Annotated in this window: 18 protein-coding genes; 13 read left to right on the top strand and 5 right to left on the bottom strand. The window is 67.3% G+C overall.

All coding sequences use genetic code 11. The features are described 5' to 3' along the window. Positions 1-62 precede the first annotated feature (62 nt). Complete coding sequence (locus tag MF270_RS03130; RefSeq protein ID WP_238364408.1) at positions 63-1328, top strand: MFS transporter; 1266 nt, start codon at positions 63-65, stop codon at positions 1326-1328. A gap of 45 nt (positions 1329-1373) precedes the next feature. Here the strand turns inward: MF270_RS03130 and MF270_RS03125 are convergent, their stop codons facing one another. Then, a complete protein-coding gene (locus tag MF270_RS03125) occupies positions 1374-2141 on the bottom strand; it encodes a transglutaminase-like domain-containing protein (RefSeq protein WP_238364407.1) in 768 nt (255 codons plus the stop codon). 175 nt (positions 2142-2316) lie between these two features. Between MF270_RS03125 and MF270_RS03120 the strand changes: the two genes are divergently transcribed. The 5 genes from MF270_RS03120 (at position 2317) to MF270_RS03100 (ending at position 9791) form a co-directional block, all read left to right on the top strand. After that, entirely contained in the window at positions 2317-2760 is a 444-nt protein-coding gene (locus MF270_RS03120) for a YtoQ family protein (RefSeq protein WP_238364406.1), read from the top strand. 124 nt (positions 2761-2884) lie between these two features. Next, the gene (locus MF270_RS03115) at positions 2885-3073 is read left to right on the top strand and encodes a hypothetical protein (protein ID WP_238364405.1); all 189 of its coding nucleotides are present in this window, start codon (positions 2885-2887) and stop codon (positions 3071-3073) included. A gap of 241 nt (positions 3074-3314) precedes the next feature. Beyond that, the gene (locus tag MF270_RS03110; RefSeq protein WP_238364404.1) at positions 3315-4424 is read left to right on the top strand and encodes an S-(hydroxymethyl)glutathione dehydrogenase/class III alcohol dehydrogenase; all 1110 of its coding nucleotides are present in this window, start codon (positions 3315-3317) and stop codon (positions 4422-4424) included. Next, entirely contained in the window at positions 4424-5263 is an 840-nt protein-coding gene (gene fghA / locus MF270_RS03105) for an S-formylglutathione hydrolase (protein ID WP_238364403.1), read from the top strand. Before MF270_RS03110 ends, fghA begins: the two co-directional genes overlap by 1 nt. Before the next feature lie 112 nt (positions 5264-5375). Next, positions 5376-9791 carry a hypothetical protein gene (locus MF270_RS03100; RefSeq protein ID WP_238364402.1) on the top strand — a complete coding sequence of 1472 codons (4416 nt, stop codon included), beginning with the start codon at positions 5376-5378 and terminating at the stop codon, positions 9789-9791. Positions 9792-9803: 12 nt separating this feature from the next. On the opposite strand, the gene MF270_RS03095 is transcribed toward MF270_RS03100, so the two are convergent. From MF270_RS03095 to MF270_RS03080, 4 genes are all read right to left on the bottom strand, one after another. After that, complete coding sequence (locus MF270_RS03095; protein WP_238364401.1) at positions 9804-10703, bottom strand: MBL fold metallo-hydrolase; 900 nt, start codon at positions 10701-10703, stop codon at positions 9804-9806. A gap of 32 nt (positions 10704-10735) precedes the next feature. Continuing rightward, positions 10736-11791 carry a YeeE/YedE family protein gene (locus MF270_RS03090; protein WP_238364400.1) on the bottom strand — a complete coding sequence of 352 codons (1056 nt, stop codon included), beginning with the start codon at positions 11789-11791 and terminating at the stop codon, positions 10736-10738. A 49-nt stretch (positions 11792-11840) separates the two neighbouring features. Next, positions 11841-12173: an ArsR/SmtB family transcription factor gene (locus MF270_RS03085; protein WP_238364399.1), complete on the bottom strand. Its 333-nt coding sequence runs from the start codon at positions 12171-12173 to the stop codon at positions 11841-11843. A 104-nt stretch (positions 12174-12277) separates the two neighbouring features. Then, positions 12278-12652, bottom strand: coding sequence for a thioredoxin domain-containing protein (locus MF270_RS03080; protein WP_238364398.1), 375 nt, complete (start codon positions 12650-12652; stop codon positions 12278-12280). Between the two features lie 73 nt (positions 12653-12725). Here MF270_RS03080 and MF270_RS03075 point away from each other — a divergent pair, with 73 nt between their 5' ends. The 7 genes from MF270_RS03075 (at position 12726) to soxB (ending at position 18222) form a co-directional block, all read left to right on the top strand. Beyond that, positions 12726-13463: a cytochrome c biogenesis CcdA family protein gene (locus MF270_RS03075; RefSeq protein WP_238364397.1), complete on the top strand. Its 738-nt coding sequence runs from the start codon at positions 12726-12728 to the stop codon at positions 13461-13463. A 17-nt stretch (positions 13464-13480) separates the two neighbouring features. Then, on the top strand, positions 13481-14062 hold the full coding sequence (locus MF270_RS03070) for a SoxW family protein (protein ID WP_238364396.1): 582 nt from the start codon (positions 13481-13483) through the stop codon (positions 14060-14062). A 122-nt stretch (positions 14063-14184) separates the two neighbouring features. Then, a complete protein-coding gene (soxX, locus tag MF270_RS03065) occupies positions 14185-14664 on the top strand; it encodes a sulfur oxidation c-type cytochrome SoxX (protein WP_238364395.1) in 480 nt (159 codons plus the stop codon). Between the two features lie 26 nt (positions 14665-14690). Continuing rightward, positions 14691-15107, top strand: coding sequence for a thiosulfate oxidation carrier protein SoxY (gene soxY, locus MF270_RS03060; RefSeq protein ID WP_238364394.1), 417 nt, complete (start codon positions 14691-14693; stop codon positions 15105-15107). A gap of 22 nt (positions 15108-15129) precedes the next feature. Then, positions 15130-15459, top strand: a complete 330-nt coding sequence (gene soxZ, locus MF270_RS03055) for a thiosulfate oxidation carrier complex protein SoxZ (protein WP_238364393.1) — start codon at positions 15130-15132, stop codon at positions 15457-15459. 85 nt (positions 15460-15544) lie between these two features. Beyond that, positions 15545-16396, top strand: a complete 852-nt coding sequence (gene soxA, locus MF270_RS03050) for a sulfur oxidation c-type cytochrome SoxA (protein WP_238364392.1) — start codon at positions 15545-15547, stop codon at positions 16394-16396. A gap of 128 nt (positions 16397-16524) precedes the next feature. Further along, positions 16525-18222: a thiosulfohydrolase SoxB gene (soxB, locus tag MF270_RS03045; protein WP_238364391.1), complete on the top strand. Its 1698-nt coding sequence runs from the start codon at positions 16525-16527 to the stop codon at positions 18220-18222. The last annotated feature ends 21 nt before the right edge of the window (positions 18223-18243 follow it).

Genomic DNA, 18243 nt, shown 5'->3' with positions numbered 1-18243 from the left:
CCGGGCCCGTCACGCGTGCGAGTGTCGGGTCGCATTCCCCGGCACGAAGAGAGGCGCCTGTCATGATTTCTGTCCTGGGAAGTGTCTGGGCACTGCTGCTTGGCACGCTGCTGATCATGCTTGGCAACGGCATGCAGTTCACGCTGATCGGCGTGCGCGGCGATATCGAGGGGTTCTCGGCCGGCACGCTCGCCATCATCACCTCGGGCTATTACATCGGCTTCCTGTCCGGCGCCCAGATCACCCCGAGGCTCATTCGCAACGTGGGCCACGTGCGCGTCTTCGCGGCGCTGGGCAGCTTCATGTCCGCCGGGCTGATCGCCTTTCCGCTGGTGACCGAAGCCTGGGCCTGGACGCCGCTGCGGCTGATCGTCGGGTTCTGCATGTCCGGCATCTACGTGACGGCCGAGAGCTGGCTGAACCACGCCGCGACGAACGAGACGCGCGGCAAGATCCTGTCGGCCTACATGATCGCCCAGACCATCGGCGTGATCGCCGCGCAATGGCTGCTGAGCCTCGGGGATGCCGCGACCGCCACCCTGTTCATCGTCGCCTCGATCCTGGTGTCGGTCTCGTTCGGTCCGATCCTGCTGTCCGTCATGCCGACCCCGACCGTGTCGGTGGCAAAGCCGATGTCGCTGAAGCGCCTGTTCCGGACCGCCCCGCTGGGCACGATCGGGACGTTTTTCCTGGGCAGCATCTACGCGACGCAGACCGGCATGGGGGCGGTGTTCGGCACGCAGATCGGGCTGTCGACCTCGCAGATCGCGCTGTTCGTGGCGACGCTGTTCGCGGGGGCGCTGGTTCTGCAATATCCGATCGGCTGGCTGTCGGACATCATGGACCGCCGCAAGCTGATCTTCGGCGCCGCCGCGCTGGGGGCGGCGGCCTGTACGCTGGGCCTCTTGTCCGATCCCCGATCCGAGATGCTGCTGGTCGCGGCCTTCCTTGCCGGGGGGGTGACGACGCCGCTTTATTCCCTGTTCCTGGCCTATACCAACGATGACCTGCCGCCGGACGAGATGCCCGCCGCCTCGGGCGGGCTGGTCTTCATCTTCGGGGTCGGGGCCATCGCCGGGCCGCTGCTGGCGGGTTGGGCCATGCAGGGGATCGGTCCGCATGGGTTCTGGCTGGTCCTGACACTGACCTTTGTCGGGATCGCGGTCTATGCGCTTTACCGGATGACCCAGCGCGCGGCGACCCCGGTCGAAGAGACCGAGGCCTATCTGAACGTGCTGCCGACCGCGTCTCCGGTCGCGGTCGAGGCGGCGACCAGCTGGGCCGTGGACCAGGTCGAAGGCGCACAGGAGCCGCCGCGGTCCGAGTGACGCGGGGGCAGGGCGCGGCGCGTGGATCGGGCCGGGCCTGGACGCTCAGGCGCCCGGCCGCTGTGCCTCTGCGGTCGCGGGCTGCAAGGCGCGCGCGCCGCCCGGAATGCGCGGAACATGGCCCCTCCGGATCCCGGCCACGCGCCGGTTCATCCAGTGCCGGACAACCAGCCGGTAGATCCACCCGCGCCAGCCCGAAAGCTGCCTGTGTTCGGCGTAGAACGCATCCGGGCTGTCGAAGACGCCGAAATCGCGGTTGATCCCGGTCTTCTGGATATAGGTGCTGCCCCCCGTCCAGGCGACGGGCGGCGCCTGCAACCGGTCCGTCCCCGCGCCATAGGCACAAAGCGAATCGCGCCCCGGAAAGGCGGCCTGCAGCGCATCGAGGACCTCGTCGTCCAGGATGAACCCCTCGAGGTCGATCCAGCGCCCGCCCAGGTCGACCTCGACCCAGGAATGCAGGATGTCGCGCGGCGCGAGCGGGTAGACCAGCTCGGGCACCACGCCGCGCTGGAGCCCCTTGTCGATGGTGAAGCCGTGAAACCGGCAGGGAATGCCCTGGGCCCGCAGCAGCGCCATCAGCAGCGTGGCCTTGGTGTTGCACTGGCCATAGCCGTCGGCCAGCACGCGCGAGGCCGGCAGGGCATCGTCGGCGTTGTAGCCGAACAGGATCTCGTTTCGGACGAAGTCATAGGCCGCCCGGGTGCGGTCCTCGGGCGCCAGCGCGTGCCATCCGCGCTGCGCGATCAGGTCCGCAATCGGCTTGGATCGGAAATCGAGAAGGGGTGTTTCGGCAAGGTGGGGGCGGGACATGGGTCACTCCGGTCTGGTGGTCCCACCTCATATGGTTCCTCCAGTGACTGTAGCTTCAAGGGGGATATGCGAATTATCTTGGGGCCCGCATCCGGCGGGTGGCCGGCCCGTCACCCGGTTGCATCCCGGCGCCCCATGTCGCAGACCAGCGGGCAACAGGACAAGGAGACGACGCATGACACTCAAGGTTTATCTCTCGGGCGAGATCCACACCGACTGGCGCGAGAGCGTCAAGGCGGCGTGCGAGGGGCTGGATATTCAATGGTCCGGCCCGGTGACGAACCACGCGGCCAGCGACGATTGCGGGGTGGAGATCCTGGGGCCCGAGGACAAGAAGTTCTGGCATGACCACAAGGGCGCGCTGCTGAACGCCGTCCGCACCCGCCACGGGATCGAGAGCTGCGACGTTTTCGTCGTCTGCTTCGGCGAGAAGTACAAGCAGTGGAACGCGGCCTTCGACTGCGGGCAGGCGGCGGCGCTGGGCAAGCCGATCATCGTCATGCACCCGCCCGAGCATCAGCACGCGCTGAAAGAGGTGGACGCCGCCGCCAACGTGGTCTGCGAGACGCCGCAGCAGATCGCGCGAGCCTTGCGCTACGTGCTGGCCGGCACGCTCTGACCCCGGGGTGCCGCGCGGTTTTGTGGAAAATGCGCGGCACTTCGCCCGCATCGGGTAACCGGATGGCAGGGCCGTGGCGGCAGGATCCCGGGCACCGTCACTTGCAGAACACGAGGGGGCCCGGATGATCGACGTCACCGCGGCCAAGTTCACCGCTGTCGCAGGGGACGGCCAGCCGCTGCCCTGCACCCGGTCCGCCTTTGCCGAAACTCCACGGGGACTGCCGCGCCTCGCGCTGCCTGCGCGGCACGTGGCCATGCCTCGCTTCGGCGCGCCGCGACCCGCCGGCGTCTTCCCGCGCCCGCTGGTCTGAACGCCCCCCGACCCACTGCTGTGTACCGACATTGCGCCGCCGGCCGCCATGGTCGCGCCATTGGTCCAAGCGCCCATGGCGACGGGGTGCAAGACCCCCGTGACGCCGCGTCCGCGCGCAGGGCCGCCCGAGGAAACAGCCACGCAGGCCGGTCGGCACACAAACCGTCCCCGAACCATTGCGCCGACACCTCGCGGCTGTATAGGGTGCGACCGAACGTCAATTCGGGAGGGACCCCCACATGAAAACCCGTGCCGCCGTCGCCTTCGAGGCGAAGAAACCGCTCGAGATCGTCGAGCTGGACCTCGAAGGCCCCAAGGAAGGCGAAGTGCTGGTCGAGATCATGGCCACCGGCATCTGCCACACCGATGCCTACACGTTGGACGGCCTTGATTCCGAAGGGATCTTTCCCTCGATCCTTGGCCACGAAGGCGCCGGGATCGTGCGTGCGGTGGGCCCGGGCGTGACGAGCGTCAAGCAGGATGACCACGTCATTCCGCTTTACACGCCCGAATGCCGCCAGTGCAAATCCTGCCTCAGCGGCAAGACCAACCTCTGCACCGCGATCCGCGCGACCCAGGGCAAGGGCGTGATGCCCGACGGCACGTCGCGGTTCAGCTACAAGGGCGAGACGATCTACCATTACATGGGCTGCTCGACCTTCTCGAACTTCACCGTGCTGCCGGAAATCGCCGTGGCGAAGATCCGCGAGGACGCGCCCTTCGACACCTCCTGCTACATCGGCTGCGGCGTGACCACGGGCGTGGGCGCCGTGACCAAGACCGCCAAGGTGGAGCCGGGCGCAAATGTCATCGTCTTCGGCCTGGGCGGCATCGGCCTGAACGTGCTGCAGGCGGCGCGCATGGTCGGCGCGGACAAGATCATCGGCGTGGACCTCAATGACGGGAAAGAGGAATGGGGCCGCAAGTACGGCATGACCCATTTCGTGAACCCGACCAAGGTCGACGGCGACATCGTCGCGCACCTGGTCGAGCTGACCGATGGCGGCGCGGATTACACCTTCGACTGCACCGGCAACACCACCGTGATGCGCCAGGCGCTCGAGGCCTGCCACCGCGGCTGGGGCGTCTCCACCGTGATCGGCGTGGCCGAGGCGGGCAAGGAAATCAGCACCCGTCCGTTCCAGCTGGTCACCGGTCGCGTCTGGAAGGGCACGGCGTTCGGCGGCGCCAAGGGCCGGACGGATGTGCCCAAGATCGTCGACTGGTACATGAACGGCAAGATCGACATCGACGGCATGATCACCCACCGCCTGTCGCTGGAAGAGATCAACAAGGGGTTCGACCTGATGCACGCCGGCGAATCCATCCGCTCGGTGGTCGTCTACTGATGGAGGTCGTCTCCACCAACCACGCCTATGGCGGCACGCAGGGGGTGTATAAACACACCTCCTCCGTGACGGGGACCGAGATGACATTCTCGGTCTTCGTGCCTGTCCATGACGAGGGCGAGAAGCTGCCGGTGGTCTGGTACCTGTCGGGCCTGACCTGCACCCATGCCAACGTCACCGAAAAGGGCGAATACCGTGCCATGTGCGCGCGGCATGGGCTGATCTTTGTCGCGCCCGACACCTCGCCGCGGGGCGAGGGGGTCGCGGACGACCCCGAGGGCGCCTATGACTTCGGTCTCGGCGCCGGGTTCTACGTGAACGCCACCGAAGAGCCCTTCGCCCAGCATTACAGGATGCGCGATTACATCGAGGATGAACTGCCCGCGCTGATCGCGGCGGAGTTTCCGGCCGATATGGAGCGGCAGGGGATCATGGGTCATTCGATGGGCGGGCATGGCGCGCTGACTATCGGGCTGCGCAACCCCGATCGGTTCAAGGCGATTTCGGCCTTCGCGCCGATCGTGTCGCCGCTGAACTGCCCCTGGGGCGAGAAGGCGCTGACCGGCTATATCGGCCCCGACAAGGCCACCTGGCGCGACTACGACGCCTGCGCGCTGATCGAGGATGGGGCCCGTTTTCCCGACCTGCTGGTCGACCAGGGCACGGCGGACGGGTTCCTCGAAGAGCAGCTGAAACCCGACCTGCTGAAAACGACCTGTGCGGCGGCGGGCCAGTCGCTGACCCTGCGGATGCAGGACGGCTACGACCATTCCTACTATTTCATATCGACCTTCATGGGCGATCACCTGGAATGGCACGCGGCCCGTCTGATGGCCTGAGTTTTCCACGTATTTGAACGACAAACCCCGCCCGTCCGGCGGGGTTTTTCGTTTGTCTTAAGGCCGGACGGGCAGGGTGCGCCGTGCATGCCACCCCCTGCCGGAGGCCGACTTGACGATTCGATCCGACCGTACCCCTGCCGGGCTGCCGATCCTGGCGCCGCCCGCGGCCCCCGTCACGCCCACGCCCGGGACCGGCGCGGTGCTCATCGACGGGATTGCGGGGACGACGGCCTGGGGCGAGACGACGCTCAGCTATGCCTTTGCCGAGGATTCGGCCGATTTCGCCACGTACATGGCCGACTCGGTGCTGGCGTCCTTTCTCGGCGGTGTCTTCCGCCCGCTGGACGGGTCCACCGCGCTCGATGCGGCACTCAAGGCCGACATCCTGCGGGGGCTGGATGGGGCGGCGCGGGGCACGGGGTTGACCCTGACCGAAACCGCCTGGTTCGGCGGGGCGGCGACCGACCTGCGCTTTGTCGGGATGGACGGGCTTTATTCGGACAGCAACGGCACCGCCACGGCCGGCGGCACGCTCACCGACCTTTCCGGGATCGCCAGTTTTCCCGGCCAGGATCCGGCCGCCGGTGGCGGGTTCGAAGCCCACGTTGTCCTCGACACGCTGCGCCCGCCCGTCACAGTCACGCCTGAAATCGGGGCCGTCTCGGCCCGCGCCTCGATCGCGTTGCAGGAGACGCTCAAGGCCCTGGGCCTGGCGCATCCGCACGACACCGGGAACGGCTCGACCGCCTGGGCCAGCAGCGCGCTGACCGGCGACAACCCGCTCGACAACGACCGCTACACGGTGATGTCGTTCGAACGCGGCGGGCTGGACGTCAGCAACCTGGGACGCACCTACGGCTATGCCGCGACGCCCATGGCGCTGGACCTTGCCGCGCTGCAACGGATGTACGGCGCGCGCACCGCACGCATCGGGGACAGCACCTATACCCTGACGGATGCGGGGACGGCGCCGCTGGACCTCGACGGTGACACGGTCAGCATCGGCCGGGCCTTTGCGACGATCTGGGACACGGGCGGCACGGATGCCATCGTCTATGGCGGCAGCCAGAGGGTGCTGATCAACCTCAATCCGGCCACGCTGGACGCCGCGGCCGACCCGGCCGCCTGGACCGAGCTGCTGGCGCAGATGCAGTCGATGCCGCTCTACAACACCCTGCTGCCCGTCGTGACCGCGACCGAGCTGCGGGCGGATCTCGAGAACCCGGCCTTTCACGCCGGCGGCTTTTTCAGCCGGATCTTCGACAATGCCGGGCGGCCGGTGCTGGGCGGCTATGCCATCGCCAGCTCGGCCCATGGCGGTGGGCTCGAGACGCGGATCGAGAACGCGACCGGCAGCAATGGCAACGACCTTCTGATCGGAAACGACACCGGCAACCTACTGACGGGCAACAACGGCGACGACCTGGCGCTGGGCGGGCGCGGGGCGGATACGCTGCTGGGCGGCGGTGGCAACGACCAGCTGCATGGCGGCGCCTGGCACGACTGGATCGACGGCGAGGGCGGCGTCGACCTGCTGATCGGCGGTGACGGCGACGACACGCTGATCGGCGGCGCCGGGCGTGACACGATGCAGGGCGGCGCGGGGGACGACACCTTCCTGTTCTTCTCGACCTCGACCAGCAACTGGAACGAAGAGATGGACGGCGGCGCGGGCCGAGACCGGGTGCTGATGACCGGCGGGCAGGGCGCGCTCTTCGACCTGCGCGGCGCGATCTTCACGGATGTGGAGGAGATCGCCTTCGAAGAGGCGGGCGCAGATGTGGACCGCGTCGTCAGCATCCGCGAGGACCGGCTGCCGAACGGCGGCACCTTCACCCTGCGCGGCACCGCGGCCGAGGGCGCGACCGAGCGGCTTGTGATCGACATGACCGGCGGCGCGCTGGACCTGTCGGGGATCACCCTGGCCAACTGGGGCACCGGCGGTGACATGGTTGCGGTGATCGGCACCGCCGGGAACAACACCATCACCGGGACGGGCGGCGGCGATGACCTTGACGGGCAGGACGGCGACGACACGCTGCTGGGCGGCACCGGCGGCGACATCCTGCGCGGCGCGCTGGGCAACGACTGGCTCGAGGGTCAGGCTGGCGACGACCTGCAAAGCGGGGCCGAGGGCGACGACACGCTGCTGGGCGGCTGGGGCAACGACGACCTGAGGGGCGAAGACGGCTATGACAGCCTCGAGGGCGGGGACGGCGACGACGTGCTCGACGGCGGCGCCTACCGCGACACGGTGCTGGGCGGCGACGGCAACGACACGATCCGGCACCTGAACGGCGGGTTCGACATCTACGACGGCGGCGCGGGCGAGGACCTGTTCGAGACCAACGTGATCTTCGTCACCGGTGTCCAGCTGGACCTCGAATCGGGCCTCTACACCTACACGCCGACCAACTTCACCCATTACTGGACCGGGTTCGAACATTACACCGGCCTTGGCAGCACCTCGTCCGAGGCGGTCCTGGGCACCGCCGGCAACAACCGGATCGTGACCGGGAACGGCAACAACCGGCTCGAGGGGCGGTCGGGCTCGGACACGCTGCTGGGCGGTGCGGGGCGCGACACGCTGGATGGCGGCTGGGGCGCCGACAGCGTCGAGGGCGGCGAGGGCGACGACCTGGTGATCCACCGGGTCAACGCCAACGACACCTACCGCGGCGGCGCCGGCACCGACACCATCGAAGCTTACGTCGATTTCGCCGATGGGGACCGCGTGTCGCTCTACGAGGACCAGCTGGTCGTCGGCAATGACACCATGACCTGGGCGGGGTTCGAGACCTACATCGGTTACGGCGCGGGGCACGAGGCGGTGCATGGTACCGAGGCGAACAACCTGCTGGTCACGGGCGCGGGCAACAACCGCATCTACGGCCGCAACGGCGCCGACACGATCCGGGCGGGCGCCGGCAACGACACGATCAACGGCATGGTCGGGTCGGACCAGGTCGATGCGGGCGCGGGCGACGACCTGGTGATCGAGAACACCGGCGGCGTCGGCACCGACATCAACGATGGCGGCGCGGGGCGCGACACCATCGACTGGTCGGCGCTGGATTTCGCGGGGGCCGAGCTGGACATGGCCGGGGGCACCGCGCGGCTCGGCGCGGCCGAAGAGATCATGGAGAACTTCGAGGTCCTGATCGACGCCCAGGGCGGCAACACGATCCTTGGCAATGCCGCCGACAACGAGATCGACGGCCAGGCCGGGGACGACGTCATCTCGGGCGCGGATGGCGCCGACACGCTGATCGGCGGGCTGGGCGCCGACACGCTTGCGGGCGAGGGCGGCGCGGACCTGCTGCAGGGCGGCGCCGACAGCGACGTGCTGTCGGGCGGCACCGGCGCCGACACGCTGGACGGCGGCGACAGCCGCGACACGATGGACGGTGGCTGGGGCGACGATGTCTACCACGCGGACCGTTGGGGCGACGTGGTGGTCGAGACCAGCAAGCGCGGCGGCTGGGACGTGGTCATCGCCGCGGCGGGCTATGCGCTGCCAGTCTACCTGGACGCGTTGGTGTTGCTGGGGACGGGCGATTCCTACGGCGGCGGCAACTGGTTGGCGAACGAGATCACCGGCAACGCAGGGAACAACCTGCTGATCGGCGCCGCCGGCAACGACACGCTGCATGGGAATGACGGCATGGACACGCTGGCGGGCGGCGACGGCAAGGACAGGCTTTACGGCGGGGATGGTGATGACAGTCTTGATGGCGGAGAGGCGGACGACTTGGCCGGTGGCGGCGCGGGGCAGGACCTGCTGCTGGGTGGGGCCGGCGACGACACGCTGCAGGGCGGCACCGGACGCGACACGCTGGATGGCGGCGCCGGGGACGATTCGATGGTGGGCGGAGCCGATGACGACCTCTTCATCGTGACCGAGGCCGGCGACGCGGTGATCGAGGAAGCCTTCGGGGGACAGGACAGCGTCGAGGCCTGGGTCGACATCACGCTCGGCGGTTTCATCGAGGAGGTGACGCTGCTGGGCACCGCCCGCGAGGCCTATGGCAACGGCACCGACAACATCATGACCGGCACCAACGGGGGCAACACGCTGGACGGGCGTGCGGGGGACGACCTGCTGACCGGGCTCGACGGCGACGATTCCCTGCGTGGCGGGACCGGCAACGACACCCTGATCGGCGGCAAGGGGGGCGATACGCTGAACGCCATGTCGGGCGACGACGTGCTGGACGCCGGCAGTTCCGGCGACAAGCTGAACGGCGGGCGGGGCAATGACACGATCACCACGGGTTTTGGCGCCGACCAGGTGCGCATGTCGAAAAAGCACGGGCATGACGTGGTGACGGACTTTGACCCTGCCTTCGACATGCTGATGCTGGAACAGAAGCTCTGGGCCGGGAGCAAGACCGCCGCGCAGGTGGTGGCGGACCATGCCAGCGTGTCGGGCGGAAACACTTTCCTCGATTTCGACGAGGAAAGCATCCTGCTGCTGGGTGTCACCGACCTGGCGGGGCTGGTGGGCGCGATCGACTTTCTCTAGGCCCGGCGCGTGTCAGGGTCGGAAGCGGTAGCCGTTGCCGTCGCGCGCCAGCTTGCCCATGCCGCCGTGGCCCATGTGAAAGCCGATGACCGTGGCGTCCTCGCTCGCGATGCGGTCCAGCAGGGCCAGCCGGGTGGCGGCGGCGGTGGCCGGGTCCTGGTCGTTGGGCGCCTCGGCCCCCGGGTCGGCGAGGGCGAGGTGATCGTTCACCACAGCGTCGCCCACGACCATGACCGGACCGGCCTCGGTTTCGATGGCAAAGGACATGTGGCCCGGCGTATGGCCCGGGGTCGCGACGGCGGTGATGCCGGGCAGGACGGCGTCGCCATCCGCGAACGCTTCGACCATGCCCTCGAGAATGCCCAGCCGCCGGATCGCGCCCGCGGCAAAGGCCTGCCGCTCGGCCCCGATGCTGTCGGCGGTGGCGGGGTCGGACCAGTAGGCCAGTTCCTGCCCTCCCATGTAATGCTGCGCTTCGGCAAACAGCGGGTCGTCGAAATCGTCGAGCACGCCCCAAAGGTGGTCCGGGTGGCCATGGGTGAAGATCACATGGGTGATGTCCGAGGGCGCAAGGCCGACGGCGTCCAGCGCGTCCGGCAGCTCTCCGGCCGTGGGCATGAAACCGGTGCCGGCGCCGGCGTCGAACAGCACCACGTCGCTGCCCCGGCGCAGCAGGGTCAGGTTGCAGGGCGGTTGCAGCCCGCCGTTCATGCCGCCCATCTCGGCGATCAACGTGCGCGTTGCGGCGGGATCGCGGTCGCCGTAGATCAGCGCCTCGGGCATGACGAGGTGGCCGTCGCTGAGGGTCAGTATCTCGGTCTCGCCCGCAGTGAGCGAGGTCGCGGACCAGAGGCGGCCGGGCAGGGCGGTGGCGGCGGCCGAGGCCGCCATGAACTGGCGTCGTGTGAACATGGGATGCTCCTGCATGTGTGGGGCGCCCGGCCTCATTCGGCCGGCTGGAACCCTTCGATCAGCTGGCGCAGGCCCAGGGCCGCGCCGGCGAAGATGGCGGCGAATGTCAGCGGGGCCGAGAGGGCCAGGACGGAAAAGGCCGAGAGCCCCTGGCCGATGGTGCAGCCGAGCGCGATCACCGCGCCGACGCCCATCAGTGCCGCGCCCGTGACCTGGCGGCGCAGCTCGCGCGGGTCCTCGCAGGCTTCCCAGCGGAAATGGCCTTTCCAGAGCGATCCGATGAAGGCGCCCAGTGCCACGCCCGCGACCGAGCCGACGGCGAAACTGGGCGCGCGCGCCGAGCCGGTCATGAGCCAGAGCACGCTTTCGCCCACAGGGGCCGCGAAGGAATGCGAGACGACCGGCAGCCCTTCGAACCCCGTGCGGGCGAGCCATTGTGTTCCGGCCCAGCCGGTCAGCACGCCAAGGGCCACCACGGCGGACCAGAAGATCGCCTTGCCGTCGCGGGCGAAGCCGCGCGAGGCGAGCGCCCCGGCGGTGATCAGCGCGCCGATCACCAGGCCGATGGGGGCCGGGCCGATGCCGAGCCGGTCGCCCAGCCAATGCGCGATGCCCGGCGGGGTGCCCGTGGCGGCGACCTGGTCGAAGGCCAGCGCGCGGATCCAGGCCAGCGGGCCCGAGAGGGTGAACCAGGCCGCGACGCCCATCACCAGCACGATGACGAATGCGCGCATGTCGCCGCCGCCCAGCCGCGCGATGGACCCGTAGCCGCAGTTGCCGGCCAGCGCCATGCCGTAGCCGAAGGTCACCCCGCCGAGGATCGCGGCGATGGGCATGAACCGGATCGACAGGTAGTAGCTTGTCGCAGGCTCGAAGGCGCCGGTGGCCATCAACCCGAAGGCGCCCAGGACCGACAGGCCGATGGCGAGGATCCACATGCGCAGCCGCGTGTCCGACCCGCCATACAGCGCATCTTCAATCGCGCCCATCGTGCAAAAGCGTCCGATGCGGGCGGCGAGCCCCAGCATCACCCCGCCGACAAGGCCGATCACGGCCGCCGTGTAATGTTCGCCCAGCAGTTCCAGCATCGGTGACCTCCTCCCCGGCCAGTCGTTGCAGATCGGGACAGATGCCCCGCTAGTCGCCGCAGAACAGGTCGTAGACCAGTTCCAGCACCCGGCGCGGCTTGTCGTCGGCCAGCCGGTAATAGATCGCCTTGCCTTCGCGCCGGGGCACGACCAGCCCCTCGAGGCGCAGCCGCGACAGCTGTTGTGACACGGCGGCCTGGCGCGCGGACATCAGCTCTTCCAGCTCGGTGACGGATTTCTCGCCGGTGACGAGGTGGCACAGGATCATCAGCCGGCCTTCGTGGCTGACCGCTTTCAGGAAATTCGACGCCGTGGCGGCGTTGGACGCGATCTTGTCCATTTCCTGGTCGGTCATGTCGGGGCTGAGCTTGGGGAGTGCCATGCAGATCCGTCCGAATGTTGCGTCTGTTGAAGAAGGCGGGCCGCCCATGTCATCCATCATGTGCCACATCGCCTCCGGCCGCGCCAAGACACGCGGCCTTACTTTCAGTCCAAGAGCGGCCCATCCGCCGCATCGCTGTGCGAGAACACGAGGTTTTCGACCAGCGGCCAGAAGAAGTCCTCGCCCGGATAGCCCTCGAGGCGGCCAAGCTCGGTGCCCGCCTCGCCGACGAGGATGAAGGTCGGAGTAAACACGACGGGGCGGGAATAGCGCATGCCCTCGGGCGCGCCGTCGTCCTTCCAGACCATGCGGATCGGGGCGATAGCCCCGACCTCGGTCTTGGGATAGATCGGGCCGATCTCTTCCTTCCAGCGCGCGCAATAGACGCAGCCGGGTTGTTCGACCATCAGCAGCTCGAGCGCCGACAGGGGCAGGGGGGCCAGCGCGAGGCCCATCGCAAAGGCTGTTCCGCGAAACATCGCAAGTCCAATTGACGGTTCGATAATCAACGTAATATGAATATGTGAATTAGACAAGGGAGGAGTGGCGCCGATGCTCGAAACATCGTTCGCCGGTGCGGCGCTTGCCGGGCTGCTCAGTTTCTTTACCCCCTGCGTGTTGCCGATGGTCCCGTTCTACCTGTGCTACATGGCCGGGATTTCCATGTCCGAACTGCAGGACGACGCGGGAATCGCCCCGGGGGCGCGGCGGCGGCTGATCCTGTCGGCGGTGTTCTTCGCGCTGGGCGTCACGACGATCTTCGTGCTGCTGGGCATGGGCGCAACCGCGCTGGGGCAGGTCTTTGCCCAGTGGAAGGAAACGCTGAGCTATGTCGCGGCGGCGGTGCTGTTCGTCTTCGGGCTGCATTTCCTGGGCGTGGTGCGAATCGGGTTCCTCTACCGCGAGGCGCGGCTGGAAAGCGGGGTCGAGCCGACGACGGTGCTGGGCGCCTATGTCATGGGCCTGGCCTTCGGCTTTGGCTGGACGCCCTGCGTCGGCCCGGCCTTGGCGGCGATTCTCATGGTGGCCAGCGGCATGGGCGACATCTGGCGCGGCGGTCTGCTGCTGTTCGTCTACGGCGTCGCGATGACCGCGCCTTTCGTCGTGGCGGCGCTGTTCGCCGGGCCGTTCCTGGCCTGGATGAAGCGCAACCGCAAATACCTGGCACATGTGGAAAAGGTCATGGGCGCCATGCTGATCCTCTTTGCCATCCTCATTGCCACGGGCAGCGTGAATGCCATCGCCGATGCGATGATCCGCTGGTTCCCGGGCTTTCTGAACGTCGGTTGAACCAGGAGGGAATGACCATGCGACTTCTCACGACGGCCCGAACGATCCTGTCGGCAGGGGCTGTGGCGCTGACCACGCTGGCCGCGCAGGCGGCCACCATGGGCGACGATGGCTTGCACAAGGCGCCCTGGATGCACGAGACCTTCAAGGACCTGCGCGAGGACCTGGGCGATGCGCAGGCCGAGGGCAAGCGCCTGCTGGTCCTGATCGAGCAGCGCGGCTGCATCTATTGCAAGAAGATGCACGAGGAGGTGTTCCCCGACCCCGCCATCGCCGAGATCCTGTCGGACCGGTACTACGTCATCCAGCTGAACATGTTCGGCGATGTCGAGGTGACCGATTTCGACGGCGAATCGCTGTCCGAAAAGGACCTGGTGCAGAAATGGGGGATGCTATTCACGCCGACCATGGTGTTCTTCCCCGAGGAGGTGGCCGAAGATACGCCGGGGAACCGGGCCGCCGTGGTGTCGATGCCTGGTGCTTTCGGCAAGTGGACCACGCTGAACCTGCTGACCTGGGTGCTGGAAAAGGGCTATGATGAGGACGAGCCGTTCCAGAAATACCACGCCCGCAAATTTGCCGAGCAAGAATCGGAATGATCGACTTAATCAAGCGTAACAAATGTTAAATTCATGTAAGTGAATTTGTTGTTGCGTATTGGACCTTCGTCTACTACGGTATGCGAGACGCCAGAGGGAACAGGGCGACCTAGGGAGGAAAAATGACCAAGTTCAAGATCGCGATCGTGGCTGGGATCCTGGCAGGCGGCGCAGCCGTCGCGGCGGATGTCGAGCCGATGAATGTCGCATTCGACGACTACGGCGCGGTGGCCATGTCGCTCACCGGCGCGGCCGGCAACGTGGACGAGGGGATCAAGATCTACTCGAGCCGCAGCCTTGGCAACTGCGTGGCCTGCCACCAGGTCAGCTCGCTGCCCGATGTCGCCTTCCCGGGCGAGGTGGGGCCGACGCTGGACGGCGTGGCCGACCGTTGGAACGAAGCCGAACTGCGCGGCATCGTGGCCGACGCGAAAAAGACCTATGACGGCACGGTGATGCCGTCGTTCTACAAGACCTCCGGATATATCCGGCCCGGCAATGCCTATACCGGCAAGGCCGCGGAAGAGCCCCTGCCGCCGATCCTGTCGGCGCAGCAGATCGAAGATGTTGTCGCCTTCCTGATGACCCTCAAGGAAGAGTGACAGGCAAGAGACCAGAGGAGCTGATCATGGAACTCACTCGACGCAATGCCCTGGCCATGGGCCTCGGCGCCGCCGCGATGACCGTTTTGCCTTTCCGGGTGCACGCGGCCACCGATGACGCCATCGCAGCCTTCACCGGCGGGGCCGTCATCGCCGAGGGCGGTGTGACCCTCGACGCGCCCGAAATCGCGGAGAACGGCAACACCGTTCCCGTGTCCGTCTCGGCCGAGGGGGCATCCGCCATCCTCGTGCTGGCGGCCGGCAACCCGACCCCCGGCGTGGCCGAATTCCACTTTGGCGAGCTGGCCGGTTCCAGCTCGGCCTCGACCCGCATCCGCCTTGCGGGGACCCAGGACGTCGTCGCGATCGCCAAGCTCGCCGACGGCAGCTTTGCCCGCGCATCCAAGACCGTGAAGGTCACCATCGGCGGCTGCGGCGGCTGAGCGAGAAAGAAGGAGAGACATCATGGCATCCGGAGTCAAACCCCGCGTCAAGGCGCCCAAGTCGGCCGCGGCCGGCGAAACCGTCACCCTCAAGACGCTGATCTCGCACAACATGGAAAGCGGGCAGCGCAAGGACGGCAACGGCAACGTCATCCCGCGGTCGATCATCAACCGCTTTACCTGCGAGTTCAACGGCAAGAGCGTCATCGACGTGACGATGCACCCGGCGATCTCGACCAACCCGTACTTTGAATTCGAGGCCACCGTCCCCGAGGCGGGCGAGTTCAAGTTCACCTGGTACGATGATGACGGCGACGTCTACGAGGACGTCAAGCCGGTGTCGATCGGCTGACCCATCCCGCCTGGCCCCGGATCGACCGGGGCCGGGCACGCCATCCGGCGGGCGAACGGGCCGGGGAGTTCAGGGAGGATTTTACATGAAGCTGAAGGCACTGACTGCAATCGTCGCCTTGATGGCGGCCCCCGCCGTGATGGCGGGTGGCGCGGACGACGATACGCTGGTCATCAACGGCGAGATCGAGATGGTCACCAAGACCGCCGCCGCACCGCATCTGGACGGCGCGCTGGACGAGGTGATCTCGGGCTGGCACTTCCGCGAGGATGACACCCAGGTCATGCAGATGGACGATTTCGACAATCCGGGCATGATCGCCGTGGATTTTGCGACGGACGCCTGGAACACCGCCGAGGGCACCGAGGGCAAGTCCTGCGCGGATTGCCACGGCACGCCCGAAGACAGCATGACCGGCGTCAAGGCTGTCTATCCCAAGTGGAACGACGAGGCCGGCGAGGTGCGCACCATCGGCACCCAGATCAACGCCTGCCGGACCGAGCGCATGGGCGCCGAGCCGCTCAAGCTGAACTCGGGCGAGATCGCCGCCATGGAGGCGCTGATCTCGGTCCAGAGCCGCGGCATGCCGGTGAACGTCGCGATCGACGGTCCCGCTGCCGAGACCTGGGAAAAGGGCAAGGAGATCTACTACACCCGGTTCGGCCAGCTCGAGCTGTCCTGCGCCAATTGCCATGAACAGAACTACGGCAACTACATCCGCGCGGACCACCTGAGCCAGGGCCAGATCAATGCCTTCCCGGCCTACCGCCTGAAGGACGCGGGCCTGGTGACCGCGCAGAACCGGTTCCGGGGCTGCGTGCGCGACACCCGGGCCGAGACCTTCGATCTGGGCAGCCCCGAGTTCATCGCGCTTGAACTCTATGTCGCCTCGCGCGGCAACGGCCTGTCGGTCGAGGGCCCCTCGGTCCGCAACTAAACTTCGTGCACCCCGTCCGGATGATCCCCGGGCGGGGTGTCTCGCTTCTAACCCATTCACACATGTGCATGTGTATATGAACGCTTAACGTGCACATCTGCGAACGGAACAAGGGAAAGCCGGGAAAGATGATCTCAAGACGCGATTTTCTCCAGGTGAGCATGGCGGCCGCGGCGCTTTACGGCAGCTCGGGCTTTGGCAACTGGGCGCGCCTCGCGGCGCAGCAACGCCTCACGCAGGACGACCTGCTGGGCTTTGACACCTATGGCAACGTGTCGCTGATCCACGTCACCGACATCCATGCCCAGCTGAAACCGATCTACTTCCGCGAGCCGTCGATCAACATCGGCGTCGGCGGCAACAAGGGCGAGGTGCCGCACCTGACCGGCGCCGATTTCCGCGCCCGCTACGGGATCGCGGACGGCTCGCCCTCGCATTACGCGCTGAGCTCGGGCGATTTCGCGGCGCTGGCCGCGGAATACGGCCGGGTGGGGGGCCTCGACCGCGTGGCGACCGTGATCAATCACATCCGCGCCGACCGGCCCGATGCGCTGCTGCTGGATGGCGGCGACACCTGGCACGGGTCGATGACCTGCTACAAGACGGCCGGCCAGGACATGGTCAACGTCATGAATGCCCTCAAGCCCGACGCGATGACCTTTCATTGGGAGTTCACTCTGGGCTCGGACCGGGTGGCCGAGATCGTCGAAAGCCTGCCTTTCGCCGCGCTGGGCCAGAACATCTTTGACGCCGAATGGGACGAGCCCGCCGAGCTGTTCAAGCCCTACAAGTTCTTTGAACGCGGTGGGGTCAAGGTCGCGGTGATCGGCCAGGCCTTCCCCTACATGCCCATCGCCAACCCGCGCTGGATGTTCCCCGAATACAGCTTCGGCATCCGGGACGAGAACATGCAGGCCATGGTCGACGAGGTCCGCGACGCCGGCGCCGAGCTGGTCGTGGTCCTGTCGCACAACGGGTTCGACGTGGACAAGAAGATGGCCGGGATCGTGACCGGCATCGACGTGATCCTGTCGGGCCACACCCATGACGCGCTGCCCGAGCCGGTGCAGGTCGGCCAGACCTTCATCATCGCCTCCGGGTCCAACGGCAAGTTCGTCAGCCGCGTCGACCTGGACGTGCGCGAGGGCAAGATGCAAGGCATCCGCCACAAGCTGATCCCGATCTTCTCGGACGTGATCGCGCCGGATGCGACCATCACCCAGCTGATCGACGCCGAGCGCGCGCCCTACGCGGCGGAGCTGTCCGAAGTCCTCGGCCAGACCGACTCGCTGCTTTACCGGCGCGGCAATTTCAACGGCACCTGGGACGACCTCATTTGCGACGCGCTCATGTCCGAGCGCGAGGCGCAGATCGCCATGTCGCCAGGCGTGCGCTGGGGGCCGAGCCTGCTGCCCGGCGACAGCATCACCCGCGAGGACGTGTGGAACGTCACCTCCATGTCCTACGGCGAGGCCTATCGCACGGAAATGACCGGGGAATTCATCAAGGTGATCCTCGAGGACGTGGCCGACAACATCTTCAACCCCGATCCCTACTACCAGCAGGGCGGGGACATGGTCCGCATCGGCGGCATGGGCTTTGCCATCGACATCAACAAGCCGCAGGGCGAGCGCATCAGCAAGATGACGCTTCTGTCCACCGGCGAAGAGATCGACGCGGCCAAGTCCTACGTCGTCGCCGGCTGGGCCAGCGTGAACGAGGGCACCGAGGGGCCGATGATCTGGGACGTGGTCGAAAGCCACATCCGCAAGCTGGGCACGGTCACCATCAGCGGCGACAGCAACGTGACCGTCACCGGCGCATGAAATCCGGGCCGCGTGCGGCCC

Source organism: Mesobacterium pallidum (assembly GCF_019966535.1).
Classification (GTDB): Bacteria; Pseudomonadota; Alphaproteobacteria; order Rhodobacterales; family Rhodobacteraceae; genus Mesobacterium; species Mesobacterium pallidum.
This window is presented reverse-complemented; position numbering and strand designations above follow the sequence as displayed.